This window comes from Rhizobium sp. BK049, assembly GCF_014193135.1.
Taxonomy (GTDB): Bacteria; Pseudomonadota; Alphaproteobacteria; order Rhizobiales; family Rhizobiaceae; genus Rhizobium.
Window position 1 is genome coordinate 307,109 of sequence record NZ_JACHYV010000004.1, and the last position, 16,866, is coordinate 323,974.

At 57.6% G+C, this 16,866-nt stretch carries 11 protein-coding genes; 5 read left to right on the top strand and 6 right to left on the bottom strand.

The window, feature by feature from the left end:
* Nucleotides 1-145: 145 nt before the first annotated feature.
* From FHT70_RS06655 to FHT70_RS06680, 6 genes are all read right to left on the bottom strand, one after another.
* The gene (locus FHT70_RS06655) at nucleotides 146-1,984 is read right to left on the bottom strand and encodes a glycosyltransferase (protein ID WP_183699682.1); all 1,839 of its coding nucleotides are present in this window, start codon (nucleotides 1,982-1,984) and stop codon (nucleotides 146-148) included.
* 4 nt (nucleotides 1,985-1,988) lie between these two features.
* Nucleotides 1,989-3,032 carry a UDP-glucuronic acid decarboxylase family protein gene (locus FHT70_RS06660; RefSeq protein ID WP_183699684.1) on the bottom strand — a complete coding sequence of 348 codons (1,044 nt, stop codon included), beginning with the start codon at nucleotides 3,030-3,032 and terminating at the stop codon, nucleotides 1,989-1,991.
* A 46-nt stretch (nucleotides 3,033-3,078) separates the two neighbouring features.
* A complete protein-coding gene (locus FHT70_RS06665) occupies nucleotides 3,079-4,533 on the bottom strand; it encodes a sugar transferase (RefSeq protein ID WP_183699686.1) in 1,455 nt (484 codons plus the stop codon).
* 7 nt (nucleotides 4,534-4,540) lie between these two features.
* Complete coding sequence (locus FHT70_RS06670; RefSeq protein WP_183699688.1) at nucleotides 4,541-5,407, bottom strand: WecB/TagA/CpsF family glycosyltransferase; 867 nt, start codon at nucleotides 5,405-5,407, stop codon at nucleotides 4,541-4,543.
* A gap of 614 nt (nucleotides 5,408-6,021) precedes the next feature.
* On the bottom strand, nucleotides 6,022-8,151 hold the full coding sequence (locus FHT70_RS06675; RefSeq protein ID WP_183699690.1) for a right-handed parallel beta-helix repeat-containing protein: 2,130 nt from the start codon (nucleotides 8,149-8,151) through the stop codon (nucleotides 6,022-6,024).
* Complete coding sequence (locus tag FHT70_RS06680) at nucleotides 8,148-9,467, bottom strand: O-antigen ligase family protein (RefSeq protein ID WP_183699692.1); 1,320 nt, start codon at nucleotides 9,465-9,467, stop codon at nucleotides 8,148-8,150. The genes FHT70_RS06675 and FHT70_RS06680 overlap by 4 nt, the downstream gene beginning before the upstream one ends.
* Before the next feature lie 618 nt (nucleotides 9,468-10,085).
* Here FHT70_RS06680 and FHT70_RS06685 point away from each other — a divergent pair.
* The 5 genes from FHT70_RS06685 to gmd are packed head-to-tail and all read left to right on the top strand — an operon-like array spanning nucleotide 10,086 to nucleotide 16,620.
* Nucleotides 10,086-11,036, top strand: a complete 951-nt coding sequence (locus FHT70_RS06685) for a glycosyltransferase family 2 protein (RefSeq protein WP_183699694.1) — start codon at nucleotides 10,086-10,088, stop codon at nucleotides 11,034-11,036.
* Nucleotides 11,033-12,136 carry a glycosyltransferase family 4 protein gene (locus FHT70_RS06690; RefSeq protein WP_097601709.1) on the top strand — a complete coding sequence of 368 codons (1,104 nt, stop codon included), beginning with the start codon at nucleotides 11,033-11,035 and terminating at the stop codon, nucleotides 12,134-12,136. Before FHT70_RS06685 ends, FHT70_RS06690 begins: the two co-directional genes overlap by 4 nt.
* On the top strand, nucleotides 12,127-13,269 hold the full coding sequence (locus FHT70_RS06695; RefSeq protein ID WP_183699696.1) for a glycosyltransferase family 4 protein: 1,143 nt from the start codon (nucleotides 12,127-12,129) through the stop codon (nucleotides 13,267-13,269). Before FHT70_RS06690 ends, FHT70_RS06695 begins: the two co-directional genes overlap by 10 nt.
* Nucleotides 13,269-15,476 carry a polysaccharide biosynthesis tyrosine autokinase gene (locus FHT70_RS06700; protein WP_183699710.1) on the top strand — a complete coding sequence of 736 codons (2,208 nt, stop codon included), beginning with the start codon at nucleotides 13,269-13,271 and terminating at the stop codon, nucleotides 15,474-15,476. The genes FHT70_RS06695 and FHT70_RS06700 overlap by 1 nt, the downstream gene beginning before the upstream one ends.
* A gap of 52 nt (nucleotides 15,477-15,528) precedes the next feature.
* Complete coding sequence (gene gmd, locus FHT70_RS06705) at nucleotides 15,529-16,620, top strand: GDP-mannose 4,6-dehydratase (RefSeq protein WP_097601706.1); 1,092 nt, start codon at nucleotides 15,529-15,531, stop codon at nucleotides 16,618-16,620.
* The last annotated feature ends 246 nt before the right edge of the window (nucleotides 16,621-16,866 follow it).

A 16,866-nucleotide genomic window follows, 5' to 3' on the forward strand; every position in this document is an offset into this window, starting at 1 on the left:
TGCTTCGCATCGCCAGCACATTTTCTCTCTAGAGGTGGCGGCACGGAAATACGCCACCGAGTCGATCATCTAAAGCGTGCCGCGATCTTCCGGATTCGCGTGTCACGCTTTAGGTGCTTGTTATCGCAGTGGCATTTCCCCACAGCTAATTGCCGGTGCCCAAAGGACGCTTGGAAAGCGCCAGCCGAATCTTGCTCAACTGAGCTTTCTGCGAATGGGGGACCAGACGCCGCGCAAGATGCCAAAAATATCGGAACTCCGGCAGAGGCGGCACATTCGGCCTCAACCCATTCAGGCGCAGCTTGATCATTAGGCCATCTATGCCCGAATAGACTCGCAGGCGCCAACCAGCATCAGGTTTGAACTGTGGCGGTGCTACTTTCTCACCACCGCTTGCGCCAGCCCGAACCTGACGAACAACGCTTGCAAAATCTGGCTGCCGGCACTGTTCAAGAGTATCGGCGAACCAAGCAAGCCACTCGGAATCGGTTCGATCAGGAAGCTGATGAATGCTTTTCCGATCAATGCCATGCCGTCCTGAGACGACCCCATCGGCTGAGCGAGCGAGTTCAGCGATCACGAGGCGCGCGCGTCTGAACTCGTCATGCGACAGAGAAGGATAGAAGTTTTGCAGCCTCCGCGCCCGCTCAAACTGGCCTCTGCAGATCAAAGCAAGAAGGAAGTAGGCCCACTCGACCGGATCCGGATCGCGTGCCCCATATTCGATGGTGGTCACCTTGATCAGGTCCACCAGAAGGTCATAGGCGCGATCGGCGTCACCCTCCTGCAATGCGCAGACGGCAAGGCGCAATTTCGCTTCGGGCAGGTAAGTTACATAGTCGAGGCAGCTGAGGTAGCAGTGCTTGGCCTCCTCCACCCTACCCTGTTGGAGAAGCAGGTCCCCCTGCTTCAGCAAGACACGATCGCTTGCTTGCCCGACGATATGGACGCTCTCTTGCTTTGAGATACGCCTGACCTTTGTAAGATCGCCGAACGGGCCGGACTGGATGATCTTTTCGCCGAATTGCAGGCCTCTGTTCAGCATGAACCACTGATATATTTGCGGCCTGTGGCTCAACGTATGACGTGAATGGATCAAGTTGAAACCGGCTGTTGTGATGCGTCTTATTTCGTCGGGATGGGCAAAAAGATAATCCAGTCGCTCGACCACGTTGCGGCCGTCAACAAAGAGGCAGTTCTCCATGTCGACAAAGCCGGCTGCCTCCACTGCTGCCGTACGCTCCGTCACGAGACAGGCCATTGCTCCGGGGATCTCAAAATGCTTGCGTACGACCTCGCCGCCCATGGTGCCGCAGGTGGGGACGACAAAGCTCGCGTTGAGCGCCCGCGCATAAGCTTCTCCAGAGAGGAGCTGGGCAGCCAGCTTGCTCTCATAGGCGTGTTGCGGCGAGACCAGACAGGGATACCGGTCGCGGATCATCGGAAAAACTGTCTGTCGCCAGGGATAAAGGCCATAGGCCTGACCCGTGAGCGTGACCGGGATGACCTTTTTCTGCCCGTAGTCGTGATAGACCTCGGGATCGATGAAATTTGGCCAGACGAACAGATTCTCCCTCACCGCCGGCATATACTCCGGCGCCATGGTTGCGATCGCGAAATACGTCTCGATGCCCCACTGCTCCATGTCGGAAAGGAAGCCGGCGCGTCGATCGCACCATGCATCTGCGTTATGAAGACCAAGTTTCGGAACGGCGAGATGGGTATTGATGTTGCTGATTTTTATCCGACGTGAGCCATGCGATCGGTAACCGCTTTCAAACAACGTCAGATCCGGTTGGTATCTGTCGCAGATCTCGGCATAATCGCAGTCGCGGTTAACGACGAAGACATCGAAATGTGTGGCGAGGCATTTGACCTGCTGCTGCATGTGCAGCAGCAGGTAACCGGCCGCGTTCGCATTGGGCTGATGGTCCCATTGAAAGAAAACGAGCCGCGGTTTCCGATGATCGGCCTTGCTGCTCATGTCCCTATCGAATGGCTTCGGGAGCATTGACTTCGACGCTCGCAGAGGCCAGATGCGGATAGGGCACTTGCCGGGACTTGACGTTGAACCTGTTGTTTACTCCGCCGGAAAGCTTCCACTCAAAATAAGCGATCGTTCTCTCAAGCCCCTCACGAAGGTTCACCTTCGGCTGCCAGCCCAGTTGTTGCGTTGCGCGGCTGATGTCGGGCTTGCGTTGTGTCGGATCGTCAATCGGCAGAGGCTTGAAGACGATGCCCGACTTCGATCCGGTCATTTCCACCACCATTTCTGCCAATTCCCGAACCTGGAATTCTCCTGGATTGCCGAGATTGATCGGTCCTGTAACCCCGGCGGGCGCCGCCATCAATCGGATGAAACCGTCGATCAGGTCGTCGACATAGCAGAAGGAGCGCGTTTGCGTGCCGTTGCCGAAGATGGTGATCGGCTCGTTTTGAAGCGCCTGAACGATGAAATTGGAGACGACGCGGCCGTCATTGGTCTGCATTCGTGGCCCGTAGGTATTGAAGATCCGCGCCACCCGGATTTCCACGCCATACTGACGGTGATAGTCGAAGAACAGTGTCTCGGCGCACCGCTTGCCTTCGTCATAGCATGCCCGCGGGCCTATCGGACTGACGCTTCCGCGATACTCCTCAGGCTGCGGGTGAACCGCCGGATCGCCATAGACCTCGCTTGTCGATGCCTGGAAGATCTTTGCCTTTGTGCGCTTGGCCAGGCCGAGCATATTGATCGCCCCATGCACATTGGTCTTCACGGTCTGCACCGGATCGTGCTGGTAGTGGACCGGAGATGCTGGGCAGGCGAGGTTATAGATCTCATCGACCTCGACATAAAGCGGGAATGTGATGTCGTGGCGGAGTATTTCAAAACGAGGATCGTCAAGAAGGTGCAGTACGTTATCGCGCGAGCCGGTATAGAAATTGTCCACGCAGAGGACGTCATTGCCCTCTCGCAAAAGCCTTTCGCACAGGAATGATCCCAGAAATCCGGTGCCGCCTGTAACCATAATTCGCTTCTGTCCGTGCATTGATTTGCTCCGTTGTTAATGTTTGCCCACCGGGATGGAGAACATGTCAGCAGGCTCCCTTGCCTTTCAGGACCGCAGGAATTGTGCTGAGAAGGATGTGCCAGTCGAACCACAAGGATCGATTGTCGATGTAGAACTCGTCGAGTTGCTGCTGCAGTTCGATATCCGCGTTGCTTCGTTCGGATATCTGCCAAAGCCCCGTCAGCCCCGGCGTTACCGAGCGCCGCTTGGCACGAAACTCGCTATCCATCGCCGAAAGGTGATATTCCGGGAAGGGACGCGGTCCCACGAAGGACATCTCTCCTGCAATGATGTTCACCAGCTGCGGGAGTTCGTCGAAACTCGATGAGCGAAGGACATGCCCGATCACTGGCAGAATGCGCGGATCCTGCCGAAGCTTGAAGTGGTTCGACCACTCGGCTTGTATGTCCGGATTGTCCCGGAACAATGTTTCGAGGCGTTGTTCCGCATCTCTGTACATCGTTCTCAGTTTCAGGACGCGCACCGGCTTGCCGGACAAGCCTTCCCTGGCGTGTCTGAAGAAGACGGGACCCGGATCGATGGCATAGATCGCGGCGGCGGCAACCAGAATGCAGGGCATCAGCACCAGCGCTGCCGGGATAGCGATCACGAGATCGAGGACTCGACGAACCAGGTTCGAGCTTGCCGATCTCCCACCGACGGCCAAGCGAACACCGATCTCTCCGCCGACGTCCGCCGGTCGCAAACCGGTTATCTTGAGGTTCGGCGTGTCGGAGAGGAAGATGACTTCGGCGAACTGCCGACGCATCGTTGCCAACTCCGCGATAAATGAGCCCGTATCGTCAGCGATCAAGGCAATCGATGGCCCGTTGTCGGCTGATACTTCCGAAGTGTCGGGAGAAAAGGATTCCGGCCGAATGCCATAGTGCCAATGCTCTGAGAAATACGCCACAAGCGCAGGGATGCGATTGCGGGCACCGACGATCACTGCCCGCTCACCCCAGATACCAAGCCTCCAGGACAGTCCTCGTGCGGCCCCACGCATAAGAGGTTGAACAACCAATCCGAGACCCATGAAGGCGATGATTGGAAGCAGCACTCCTAGTCCTTCCGGCAGAAGGATCGCCCCAAGCGCTGCGATGACCACCACCTTGAAGGACGCTGTCGTGCGGCGGCGCAGATGTTCGTGGTCGTGAAGCCGATATCCGGGATAGAGCGCGTTCGATGCATAAAGAACGATCGCTGCCAGCGCTGCGACGGCGAAAGCGCGCTCCAGCACCATATTCTCCGAAGAGTTCGAAAGGAACGGCAGGAGAAGAAGATAGGCTATCAGGTAGCTTGCGATGTCGCCGGCCATCAGAAATGACGACGTAGCGAGCCGAGGCAACCTGCGCCTGAATGGAACCGGTATTTTCAGCTCTGCCCGCTTGCTGAATTCGGCGGTCGGTGTGGGGTTTGCCACGAAAGGTTTCGTCTTCCGTAGGTCGGACGTGATTGCTGACGGCGCAAATAGGGACATGATCGCTTCACACCTTTACGGCTGTTGCTTTTGGCGCACTCGATCCAAAAACCTCGTCTTCGATCGGAAACTTCCGAAGCCCCAGTCTCTGGAATGCTGTCAGTGAGATGAAGGTCGGCACGACGAGGGCATACCGCCGCCACAGCCGTCGCGGCTCGCACAAAAGACGAAAGGCCCATTCGAAGCCGCTTCTTTGAATGAACCTTGGAGCTTGCCGCTTGAGGCCCGCGTGAAAATCGAATGCAGCTCCGACGCCGATAAGCATCGATGCATCCAGACGGTCACGCATGCGCGCCATCCAGAGTTCCTGCTTGGGACTGCTCAGCCCCACCCAGATGATATCGGCGCCGGATCGATTGAGCCGGTCCGCAATATCGGCTTCCTCTTGCGGTGACAGTTTATGAAAAGGCGGTGCATAGGAGCCGGCTATCTCAGCTTCCGGGAATTTCGCGAGAAGCTGCGCCTGCAAGTGCTGCAGCGTCTCGGGCGTTGCGCCATAAAGGAAGTGGCGTATTCCCTTCGATGTGCCGGCCTCGAAAACAGACAACATCAGATCAGGTCCGTACACCCTGTCGCTGTCCACATGGCCAGCACGCTTCAACGCCCATACCAACGGCATGCCGTCGGGGGTCACGAGGAACGCCCGGTTATGTATCGACCGGAGCTCTGGGTCATCTTGACATCGGACGACACCGTGTGCGTCGCGAACACACACATATTCCCTCCTGCCGTCTTCAATCCCTTTTTGAATAAAACCGGTCGCGCTTTTAAGATTAACTGCCGAAATGCGAACACCAAGAACATTAGTCCATTCCAGGGAGTCCTTTTGTTTAAGAACTGAAGTTTGGCTTCTGTCTGTCGGTTGCTTTCCCATGACCTACGCTTTCGCGATTTAAACTGTCATCAGAATATGCCGGCAGAGCGATTGTCTCCATACTTTCAGTTCCAACTATTGGACGTAGAAGACACTTCATATTCCTACGCCTTCGGGCCGAGATAAGTTACAATATTCGAAGTAAGGCGGCGTACCCCACGGCTTGCCGCGTTGCTCTTTTTGATGAGTGCGACCCCGAAAGAGCGGTTTGACCTTCACAAGGCCGCAGAAGATAGTCAATCTCGCGCCAAGCCTGGGCGGACCTGCGCGCGAATAAAGCGTGGGGAGAGATGATTAACCCAACAGGCGAGATGACTGGGCTGACGAACCGTCGGAACTGCCCGACAAACCAACCCTAGCAGGCTTCCGCGCCGGGAACTTGATGCGCGCACCTGCGTCGGCGCAGGATTCGTCGTGGCGCAGGATCCGTTGGAATTTTCGCTCTGGGCACGCTCGCCGAAGCCATGACGTCATAGCTCTTGCCGGCAGTAGTCATTTTCGCGTCACGATCGGGGCGCTATTGCGCCGAGCAACCGGCGGCGAGTGGTCTGAGCTTCGTGTGGAGCGCAATACTCCCGCCAGCAGCGATATAGCCCGTCACGTTGCCGTTCTTGTCAATTGGAGCGCGACGCTACGCTGCCTACGTCGATCCCAGCCTTCTGAAGATCGCTTAGACTGCCAAACTCTCCCGAAGGCATGATCTCCGGGTGTATCCTGAAGCTCTTGTCGTTCAGATTGCCGTTGTAGCGGTTACGCGCAAATTGCACCGATCCAAGCTTGTGGTCAGGCACGTAAATGTATGCCGCCAACCCATTGCCGCTGTCGACCGACACGATATTATCCTCGATGCGATTGGGGCCCGCCCAAGGCGGATGCCACCCCCGGCCCGTACCGTCATCGACGCGAAAGGCAGCCCCAGATCCGCCGGTAATGATGTTCCCCGTCACCAGGTTGCTCCAGCCGCCGTTTATGCCGATCGCCGATATATTATCCGAAAGCGTATTTCCTTCGATGCGCACTCCACTGGCCTTGCCGTCGGTATAGATCGCCCAACTGATAGGAGAAGGCCATTCACTGGTATTTTCATATCCAGGGGGCCAGAATGTCCCATCGACCCTGTTCATAAGCTGACCTGTTCCGGTGACGAGATTGTAGCGAATGCTGCTGTTCAAAGGGTCGGTCTGTTCACCCATCATCTTGATGGCGCCGCCGTCTGCCGTTTGCTGATTGGCGTTGCGGACCACGTTGTGTTCGATGATCGCGTCATGAACTGCGTCCTGATCTCCCCATAGCGAGCCACCGGCAATACCGAACTGGGCTGCGTTTTCGATGAGATTATGAGCAATCCTGACATTGTCGGCAGCCTGGAACCATATCCCGGCCGTTTCGAAATAGACCCTGCCGATGTCATGGATGTGGTTCGACAGGATGGCCGCACCGTGCGATTTGAGGAAGGTGCCATAGGTCGTGCCGACATAAATCCCGTTGCCGGCCACATCCGCAATCACGTTGCCGGCAATCAGGACATCTTTGCTCTCGGAAACGTGGATGCCGACACCGACATTGTCGATGGAATTGCCGAGCAGCCGGACGCCGTCCGACCGGTCGAGCCGTATGGCACCGAAGCTCCTGGTGTCGGTACCGAACTTGCCGCTGCCGCGGGGATCCCCATCCCTGAACTGGAGCCCGGATATAACCATTCCATCGGCTCCATCCAGCCTGAAGAATGTCGGCAGGATGCCGGCCACAGCCGTTGAGCTGATTGACAATCCATCGGTCGGAATATAGACGAGTTGCTCCTTGGCGCGGTCATACCACCACTCGCCGGCAGCATCGAGCAGGGCCGCCGCCCCCGCCAGGAAATAGCGGCTGCCTTCCGCGGTGAAGAAGTAGGCAGTGCCTCTGGTGTTGATGGTCCGGTTGGCGGTGTCGATTGCAACTACCGGGAGGGTGTCACTGCCCCATTGGCTACCGGGGCTAAAACCACCGACAATATGGGCGACAAGCCCCGCCGTATTTTTCGAGATCGGAAGATCGCCGGCATGGAAGCAAAAGCGCGTATTGCCATGCCATATGTCGTCATCCTCTGTGCACTTGGCCGCAAAAAGCCATCCTTTGCGCGGATCTCCACCGAACGGGGCGTTGGGAAAGCGTGCCTGCGTCTGCAGCGCGCCCTTGACGAAAAGGTCGCCGACGGCCCTGCCTGGCGGCAGCTTCAGTGATGCCGTCCAGCGGCCATCGGCCTGTGCCGTCCAATTGCGTACAAGCGGGCCGCCGTGCAGAACCGGCGCTTCGTTGCACCTCGCGGTGATGACCAAGCCCGCGTCGCGCGCGTCGAAGACTATCGGTTCAGAGAGATAATAGTCGCCGCCTCCCAACGCGATCGTGTTTTGGCCGCCCTTCTTACGCGCAGCATCCTGAGCTCTCTCCATACTGACAAAAGGACCGTCGGTATGCTGAGGATTGGGTTTGGGAAGACGCCCACTCCAACCGTCCTCGCCATCAGGAGAAACATAGAATACCGCCCGGGCCGCAGATGTGCCCGTTGGTTCTTTGCTCAGTGAAGTCCCCTTCAGCCTGTCGGAAAAGGTCGCCGGCGACGCCTCCGCGCAAGTCGCTTCCCTAAGCGCCGTCTGCAGCTTATCGGGCGCATCTGCGTCCGGAGTCACTGAGGCCAGCTTGCTCGGCTGCGGAAAGAGCGTCGCAAACAGAATACTCAAGATCGGTGCAAAATGCAGCCTCAAGTCTGTAGCTCCGCCGTTTTTCTGCGCGCCGATGCCTGCATTTTCTGGCGGGGACTCGTTGAAACAACGGGCTCGTATAGAGAGAACATGATGATGCCCGACATAAACAGAACGAAAATCGCGTCATTCTGGATCAGGAAGATGGTCTCGGTCATGTTCATCACCAAAATGACGACTGTGAAGACATTCAGCCAGAGCCAGCAATAGTGCGGGTCCCGGCATTGGAGGATCGCCCCTTGGCGCAATGCCTGTAGAAGCATCAGAGTGAACAAAATCATTCCGCTTATTCCGAAGTTCAGCAGTGTATCGCGGAATCCGCTATGGGCGTGGGGAGCCATCCATTGGATCTTCGACCAGATAATCCAGGCCTCTGGGTTCGCCTCTGTCCAAAAGGCCTGGTAGCCGAAGCCGAGCAGCAGATGATCGGCAATCTGACCATCGACCAGTTCCCACAAGGGCACTCGGCCCGTCAAAGTGGCATCCTTGCCAAGCGCCTCCAGGAATGGAACCAGGAATTGGTGAAGCAAAAGGAGAAGCCCGATGAACATTTGGACAAAAAACAGGATGAGGACGATGCGGCTGATGCCACCGATCCGCCGCAACAGGGAATAAAACCCGATCAAGGAATAGGCCGATACCGTCGCAATGATCGCGGTCATCGATCCGGAGCCCATGAGACAGGCCCCAGCCGCGATCAAGAAAAGCAAAGCGGTTCGCCGCAAACCCCGGCTACCGTCCATTAAAACGGCCGTCGACACCAGTATCATCATCGCGGCATACCAACCGAGACTGTTCTTATGGATGAATATGCCACGCACGGCTCCGTCCATCGGCATGCGAGCGAGACCCGGCGACGCCACCAAGACCAGCAGGCTGAGGACGATGCATGTTCCGAAGGTGGCAAATGCCAGCAGAAGTAACTGCCGTGGTGTGAAGCGTATCGCCAGCACGTAAGCCAGAAGCACCGTAAAGAGCAGGCCGATGGCGCGCCTGAATGTCGTTGATGGGCCCACCGACCAGAAGACGGACACAAACGGCATGGCGACTATCAGGGGGACAAACCAATTTCGCTTGAGCGCCGTTAGAAAGTGCGGAAAATTCCGTACCAGCATCAACAATGTAAAGCCGTATACGGGTAGGTAAAGCAGACGCAATATAGACCTGGCGTGATCGCCAAGGGATCCGTCGGCGTCCGCCAGCATGAGCGGGAAAAGGGCGCCCGTCTGAAGGAAAAGGCAGAAGCCCGCGCCCCAGCACTCTATCGCTCGCCAACTGACGGTCGGCCCATTCGCGGCTCTAAGCGTATCGGCTCTCATTATCGGTCCCGATTTGCCTGGACAGATGAGAGGCTTTTGATCGCGGCAATTTGGAAAGACATGGGTCCCCTTTCACAGCTGCGCTGCTTACCAACGAACATCCCGCCACCTCCCCAGTCAACTGACGCAAACGAAGGCGCAGCTAAGCCTAACGCGCATACCCACCGTCCAAGGACGTTGGTTGGGTTAAAGCTCACGGTCTACCCCTCCCCCAAAAGTTGGTGCTTGGACCAACGGCATTGCCCATAAGAGCAGATGTCACCCGTGACCAATCGCCGGTAGCTTGGCTATGAAAACATACCGCGAAGATCGCGCTGAGCTGCAGTTGGTGGTGAAGCGAGGCAATAATTCTGGCGCAGCTGGCTGTTGGCAGGTGACGCTTGGAAGGGTTGGGATTCTTATGGTTCTGCGTCATGGTCCTGGTTTCGTATGCACTATAACGGATGCGTCACGCGTTGCGGTGGTGATCCTACGAGCTCAGGGCGGAAGCCTGATCGCGCAGAATGATCCCTGTCCGCCTCTCATTTCTTTCCATCAATTCGCGTTGCCGAACGAACGAGCATTCGCAGCTCCGGCGTACCGATGTGTCGCGCAGCAACGCGCTTGAGAGGGGGTGTCATGGAGCGACCGACGATCAGCGTCCTCATCAACAACTACAACTATGGTTGTTTTCTTCCTCGGGCGATCGACAGCGCCTTGCGCCAAAGAGCGTCTGATGCCGAGATCATCGTCGTCGATGACGGCTCGAGCGATCAGTCGCGCTCGGTTCTCGAAGGTTATGAAAAGCAGGTGAAGGTGCTCTTCCAGGAGAACCAGGGACAGGCCGCCGCCATTAATGCCGCCGTGAAGGAAAGCAGTGGCGACATCCTCTGTTTTCTCGATGCCGATGACTGGTGGGCGCCGGGCAAGCTGTCGGCAACAGCCGCTGCTTTCCAGTCGAATCCTCATGCATCGCTTGTTTATCACCGACTTCAGCCAACGCAGACCGATGGCTCAACAGCCTTCAAGCCAATCCCTCGGACCCTGTGTTCGGGAGATTTATCGCCACGGCTTGCGAGATCGGCTGGCTGGTGGCCCTTCCCAATGACATCAGCCATCGCAGTAAGACGTACCGCCTGGAATGCGGCTGGAGATATTCCCGAGCAGTTCCGCATTTCCGCCGATGCCTGGCTCACGGGCCTCTACCCATTTCTGGGGGATGTTGTCGCCCTGTCGGATTCACTCGGATTCTACCGGATTCACAACAATAACTGGTATCGGCCAGTCGATGACGCCGCCATGCTGCGAAAGCGGATGGCCCATTGGCGTACTGTCGTTGACGCGACGAACCAGTTTCTTTCCGCGCATGGTTTAGCCGGAAGGCTGCGTCTGACCGATCACTTTCCGTATCGGGTCGCCTCAGCCAGGCTGGAGGGCGCAGATGCACGCACCCGGTTCAGACTTGCCGCGGAAGGTCTTTTTTTCGCCGGAGAACCAAACTTGCTGAGGCGTATGCGTGAGGCATTGCGGACAGCCCGCGACCTTCCTCGACGCGGTCAGGCGGTTAGCTTGTCGGAGTCGGCACGATGAAGGCGCTGATGCTGGTTTCCGAACTCGAAGACTACACAATCTCCTTCGCCAGTGGTGTGGCGCAACACCTGCAAGTCGTGCTCGCAGTCCCGCGTCGGCGCTACGCCAACCTTGTCTCCTCTTTCGACCCGGCGGTCGATCTGCACCTTTTGGACTGGCCACGGCACCGCTCGCTCTCCAATCCCTGGTTCCTACACCAACTCACGCGTCTCATCCGGCACGAGCGGCCGAATGTCATTCACCTTCTGAGCAATTCCACGCTCTGGCTGAACTTTGCTGCGCCATTCTGGCGGCCGATCCCGCTCGTGACGACCGTCCATGATGTTGACGTGCATCCCGGCGATTCCGACACCCGAACGCTGCCGGCCTGGGCTCCGCGCTTGATCGTGCGGCAATCGGGCCATGTCGTCGTCCATGGCGAGGGGCTGAAACGAATGGTTCTCGAGCGATATTCAAAATCGCCCGAGTGCGTCCATGTCCTGTCGCATCCGGCCATTCATCGCTACGCGGAACTTGCTCGACAGCACAAGATGACGCGGCGCCACGCAGATGGAACCTTGCGCGTCCTGCTTTTCGGGCGGATTTTTGCTTATAAGGGGTTGGAGCAACTGATCCGTGCCGAGGCGATGCTGAAGGACCAGCTCCCCAATCTGCGGATCACGGTCGCCGGCCGCGGCGATGATCCCTGGATCTTCCAACCTCTTATGGGCGAAGCCGGCCGCTATGATATTCGCAACCACTTTATCGAGGATATGGAGGTCGCCCAGCTTTTTCTGGACGCCGATATCGTTGTTCTTCCCTACACGGAAGCCTCGCAGAGCGGTGTACTCAACCTTGCCGCGGCATTTGGCAAACCGGTCATCGTGACCGATGTCGGCGAATTGCGCGCCACCGTTCTGCCGAACGGACTGGGAATGGTGGTTCGGCCAGGGGACGTCGAACAGCTCGCCAGCGCCATCCGAACACTAGCAGATAACAACGAACTGAGAAGCAGCTTCGGAACCAGCGCGCTCGCCTGGGCCAGAGGTCCTAACTCGCCTGAACAGGTCGGGGCGCAGGCTGCGGCCGTTTATCGTGAGGTGGTCGGAGCATGCGAATGACGACGCTCACGGAGGGGAATCGGATAGCGGTGCGGAATGCCGCAGCAACCGTGCGCCACTATGTCCCGGGTGGTTGCGAGAACGGCGGCGGAATTGGCAGGCTGGTCGGCTATATATCAAGCACGGCGAAGGAGGCTGGCGAAAAGCACCTCGTCACCGACACCAGAGGGCCTCGCTGGTCCCTGGTTACGTCGCCGATGCGCCTGCTCGGCGCCATCCTGATGATGGCCAAGGATCGGATAATTGCTCCGACACGCATTCACCATATCCATATCGCCGGTCGCGGCAGCACCGCAAGAAAACTGATCCTTACTGAGGCTGCCCGCTTCCTCGGGTGCTCTCATATATTACACCTGCACGATTACGATTATGCGAGTGACTTTGCCGCACGCTCGCCACGGCAACAAATGCTCATACGCCGGATGTTCCAACATGCCGACCAGGTCGTAGCGCTGGGACAGCGCGACCGCATGACGCTAACGACGCTTCTGGGCGTAGACGAGCGCCGCGTGGCCGTCATCCGTAATTGTGTTCCCGATCCCGGGGCGCGCAGTGTTCACGTCGGCAAGATGCCCTTGATCGTCTTTCTCGGCCGACTGAGCGAACGCAAGGGCGTTGGGGAGCTTCTGCTTGCCTTAAGTCATCCGATTATGAAGGCGCTCCAGTGGCGGGCCGTGCTGGCCGGCGACGGACCTGTGGAAGACTACCGACGCCAAGCCGCAGCCTTGGGCCTTTCAGATCTAGTGAAAATGCCGGGCTGGCTCGGCGCCGACGAAGCGCAAGCTTTGTGTGCACGGGCAGATATCCTGGTCCTACCTTCGCATGCCGAGGGCTTGGCAATGGCTGTGGTCGAAGGGCTCGCCCACGGGCTTGCGGTCGTTACCACGCGCGTCGGCGCGCATGGCGAAGTCATCTCCGACGGTGAAACGGGCGTCTTCGTGCCTGTCGGAGACCAGGATGCCCTGGCTGCGGCGCTGGCGAAACTCGTCAGCGATCCGGAAATCCGCAACCGCCTCTCAGCCAAGGCCCGGGCTCATTATCTCAATCAGTTCAGTATGAAGGCCTACATGCGATCGCTGGAAAAACTCTATGACGCCGTCTCCGCGCAACCTCAAACGTCGGTTGGTGAATGATGACCATTTCAACTATCCCGCCAGACCGCAACACCTCGCTATCGTCGATGCGCTACGATCCCCGGTTTCAGGTAGAAACCAGGTCGGACGACTTTGACCTCACTTCGGGCTTGCGTCTTATCCGGCGAAGGATGGTGATGATCGTGGCTATCATCACGCTGTTTATGGCGATCGCCGCAATGATGGTTTCGGGATTGAAGCCGAGTTTTCATGCCGAGTCCCGGCTGATTATCCACACGCCTCTGGCGACGAAACTCGGCCCGGAGGAATCCGGCCGCAACGATCCGCTGGACGCCACATCGGAGACCGAACGGCTTCTTTCGAGAAGCATTGCAGAGCGGGTAATCCGCGACGTGCGTCTCGATCAGTGGGCCGAATTCAATCCGGCGCTGCGGGAGAGGTCGTTTATCGACAGGATCCAAGGAATGCTGCGCGGTCTGGTTGACAATGAAAAACAATCCCGGCCGATACAAAACAGCATCGAGCCGATCATCCCGAAATACTACAAGGCATTGCGCGTATGGCGCGATGGCCAGGGTGACGTTATTCAGATCGGATTCGATGCGAGCGACCCCCAACTGGCGGCCTCGGTCCCGAACCGACTCATCAGCATCTATCTCGAAGAGCGGAAGGACGGTCTGCGGGGGCGCCTGGACGCGGCAGAAGAATGGCTTCTGCAGCGTATCGCCGAACAGAAGGAGCGCGCTGCAGCAGCACGCGATGCCGCCGACGCGTATCAGAAAACGATGGACGTCGTTTCGAATGACAATGATCAGGTTGAACAGATCAAGTCGATAATGGAGCTGGGCGAGCGGCAAACGAAAATCGAACAAAGCCGCACTGAAGCAAGATCAACGATAGCTGCACTGGAAGCGGCCGACGACCTCTCGTTTGCCCTGCAGAATATGGTTATTCCCGACAACATTGGCGCAACGCAGCGGGAGCTTCGTGCGCAGGAGCAAGATCTCGAACGCCTTCTCGAGACATATGGCAACACGGCCCAAGCCGTGATCGATATGCGGGCGAAGATTCTCAAATCCCGCAGCGATCTCAAGCTTGCCGCCGAGCGATACCTTCAATCCATCCGCTCCAAGCTTGCAGCGCTCGATCATGAAGGCGACGCGGTCCGGTCGGCCTTGGCGGCTGCTCATGAGAAACGCGCTCGCTCTGCCCTGGCGCAAACGGAGCTGGCGCGACTGCAGCGCATGGCTGACAAGGAGCAGACCGCGCTCGATAAGCTCGAGGAGCAGCGCCGCGGCTTGGCTGCGCAAGCCATGCTGCCGGGAGCGGAACTGGAAGTTCTGTCACCGGCAGCAGTGCCGCTGGCGCCGCAGGGGCGCGGACGACTTTTCTATCTGGTCGGCGCCCTCCTGGCTTCGATATCGATCGCGGTAACAGCCGCTTTCGTGGTCGAGATGCTGGATAACTCGGTCCGCAGCTTCGATCAGATGGCCGGAATGCCTCGCGTTGCGCCGGCCGGATTCATCCCGCGCCTGAAACGGAAGGACCGGGGGGATCCATCTATGCTCTTTGGGTACATTCAAGACGGGATGTTTGACGAAGCAATTCGCTCCGTCATAACTTCGCTTAAACAGTCCAACGGCGGAAAGCTGCCTAACAGTATTGTCGTGACGTCGGCTCACAGCGGAGAGGGCAAGTCGCTTGTCGCCAGATCACTGGCAATCGATCTCGCCGCCAACGGGAGTCCGGTGCTGCTTGTTGATGGCGACCTCAGACACGGAAATCTCGACTCGTTTTTCAAGTCAGAGCTACAGCAGGGATTGAACGAATTCCTGTGTGGACAGGCTGGAATCCGGGACATCATCGATCACCATCCGAGCGGCATCGACTTCATTCCGGCCGGCAATGCCACTCTCCATCGGCGCGCCCGCATGACGGATGCGGCTGACATCATCTCGATGGCCGCCTCGCTGGGCCAAGTCGTCATCTTCGACAGCGCACCCGTGCTCGCCTCGGCTGATACGATGCATCTGACGGCATTAGCAGAACGAACGCTCGTGGTGGTTAAATGGGGTAAGACCAGCCGTCGCGCCGTCGAATTTTGCTTACATCAGCTGAGGACTGCACGCAACGCAGAGCTTTGCGTTGCCATAAACAACGTCAATCCGAAACAACACGCCATGTATAACTTCAGCGATTCAGAATTGTTCGTGAAATCATTGAGGAAATACCACGAATTCACCTGAACCTGGACAGCATTCACACCTGATTCCGCCGAAACAAATTACGGAGACCGTAGTGAAGAATAAAAACAAGGTTGCGCTGATTACGGGTATAACAGGTCAGGACGGTGCATATTTGGCCGAGTTTCTCTTGGAGAAGGGCTATATTGTTCACGGCCTCAAGCGACGCTCATCGTCCTTCAACACCAGCCGCATCGAGCATCTATACGAGGATCCGCATGTCGAGAATCCCCGGTTCATCTTGCATTTCGGCGATATGACCGATTCAACGAACCTCATCCGTGTCGTTCAGGAAACGCAGCCGGATGAGATCTATAATCTCGCAGCACAGAGCCACGTGCAAGTCTCCTTCGAGACGCCGGAATATACGGCCAACGCGGATGGAACCGGCACACTTCGGCTGCTTGAAGCAATTCGCCTCCTGGGACTGAGCAGGAAGACACGCTTCTATCAAGCGTCCACCTCGGAACTCTACGGCAAAGTTCAGGAAGTCCCGCAAAGCGAAACGACGCCTTTCTACCCTCGATCACCCTACGCAGCGGCCAAGCTCTACGCCTATTGGATCGTGGTCAATTATCGCGAGGCATATGGCATGCACGCCTCGAACGGTATCTTGTTCAATCATGAAAGTCCGATCCGCGGCGAGACCTTCGTGACCCGTAAAATCACCCGGGCGGCGGCTGCGATTCATCTTGGACTGCAGGAGAGGCTCTATCTCGGCAATCTGGATGCGCAGCGCGACTGGGGCCATGCGCGCGAATATGTCCGCGGGATGTGGCTGATGCTGCAGCAGGACGAACCGGAGGATTATGTCCTTGCGACCGGTGAAACGCACTCGGTCCGTGCCTTTGTCGACAAGGCCTTTGCCAAGGTGGGCATGCCGATTGATTGGCGTGGGACCGGGGTTGAGGAAAAGGGGTATGACAAGTCATCCGGTCGGTGTGTGGTGGAAATTGATCCGGCTTATTTCCGCCCGACTGAAGTTGACCTTCTGATCGGTGATCCGACGAAGGCGCATACGAAGCTTGGCTGGAAACACGAGACCAGCCTTGATCAGCTGGTTACGGAGATGGTCCGCGAGGATCTGAAAGTCATGGCACGAAATGTCCCGGCGGTGAATGTAACCAGGGCCTTTGCCTATGCCTGAGGCGATCTGTCGCCAGCCACCGCGGCGTGGCGGGCTCCGCGATCGTGCGATCGTCTCGCTTCCGACAGCTGAGAGATTCAAACACTACCCTGCACAAAGCAAAAAGCCCGGCTCGAGAGCCGGGCTTTCCTGATCGACCGAAGTCAGACCAGATTAGAACGAACGCTGCAGGCGGAAGTAGCCCGTCGTGGAGTCGTCAGCGTCTTCCGGATCGAGGTACTGAACCGAAGCCTTGGCGTAGAAGTT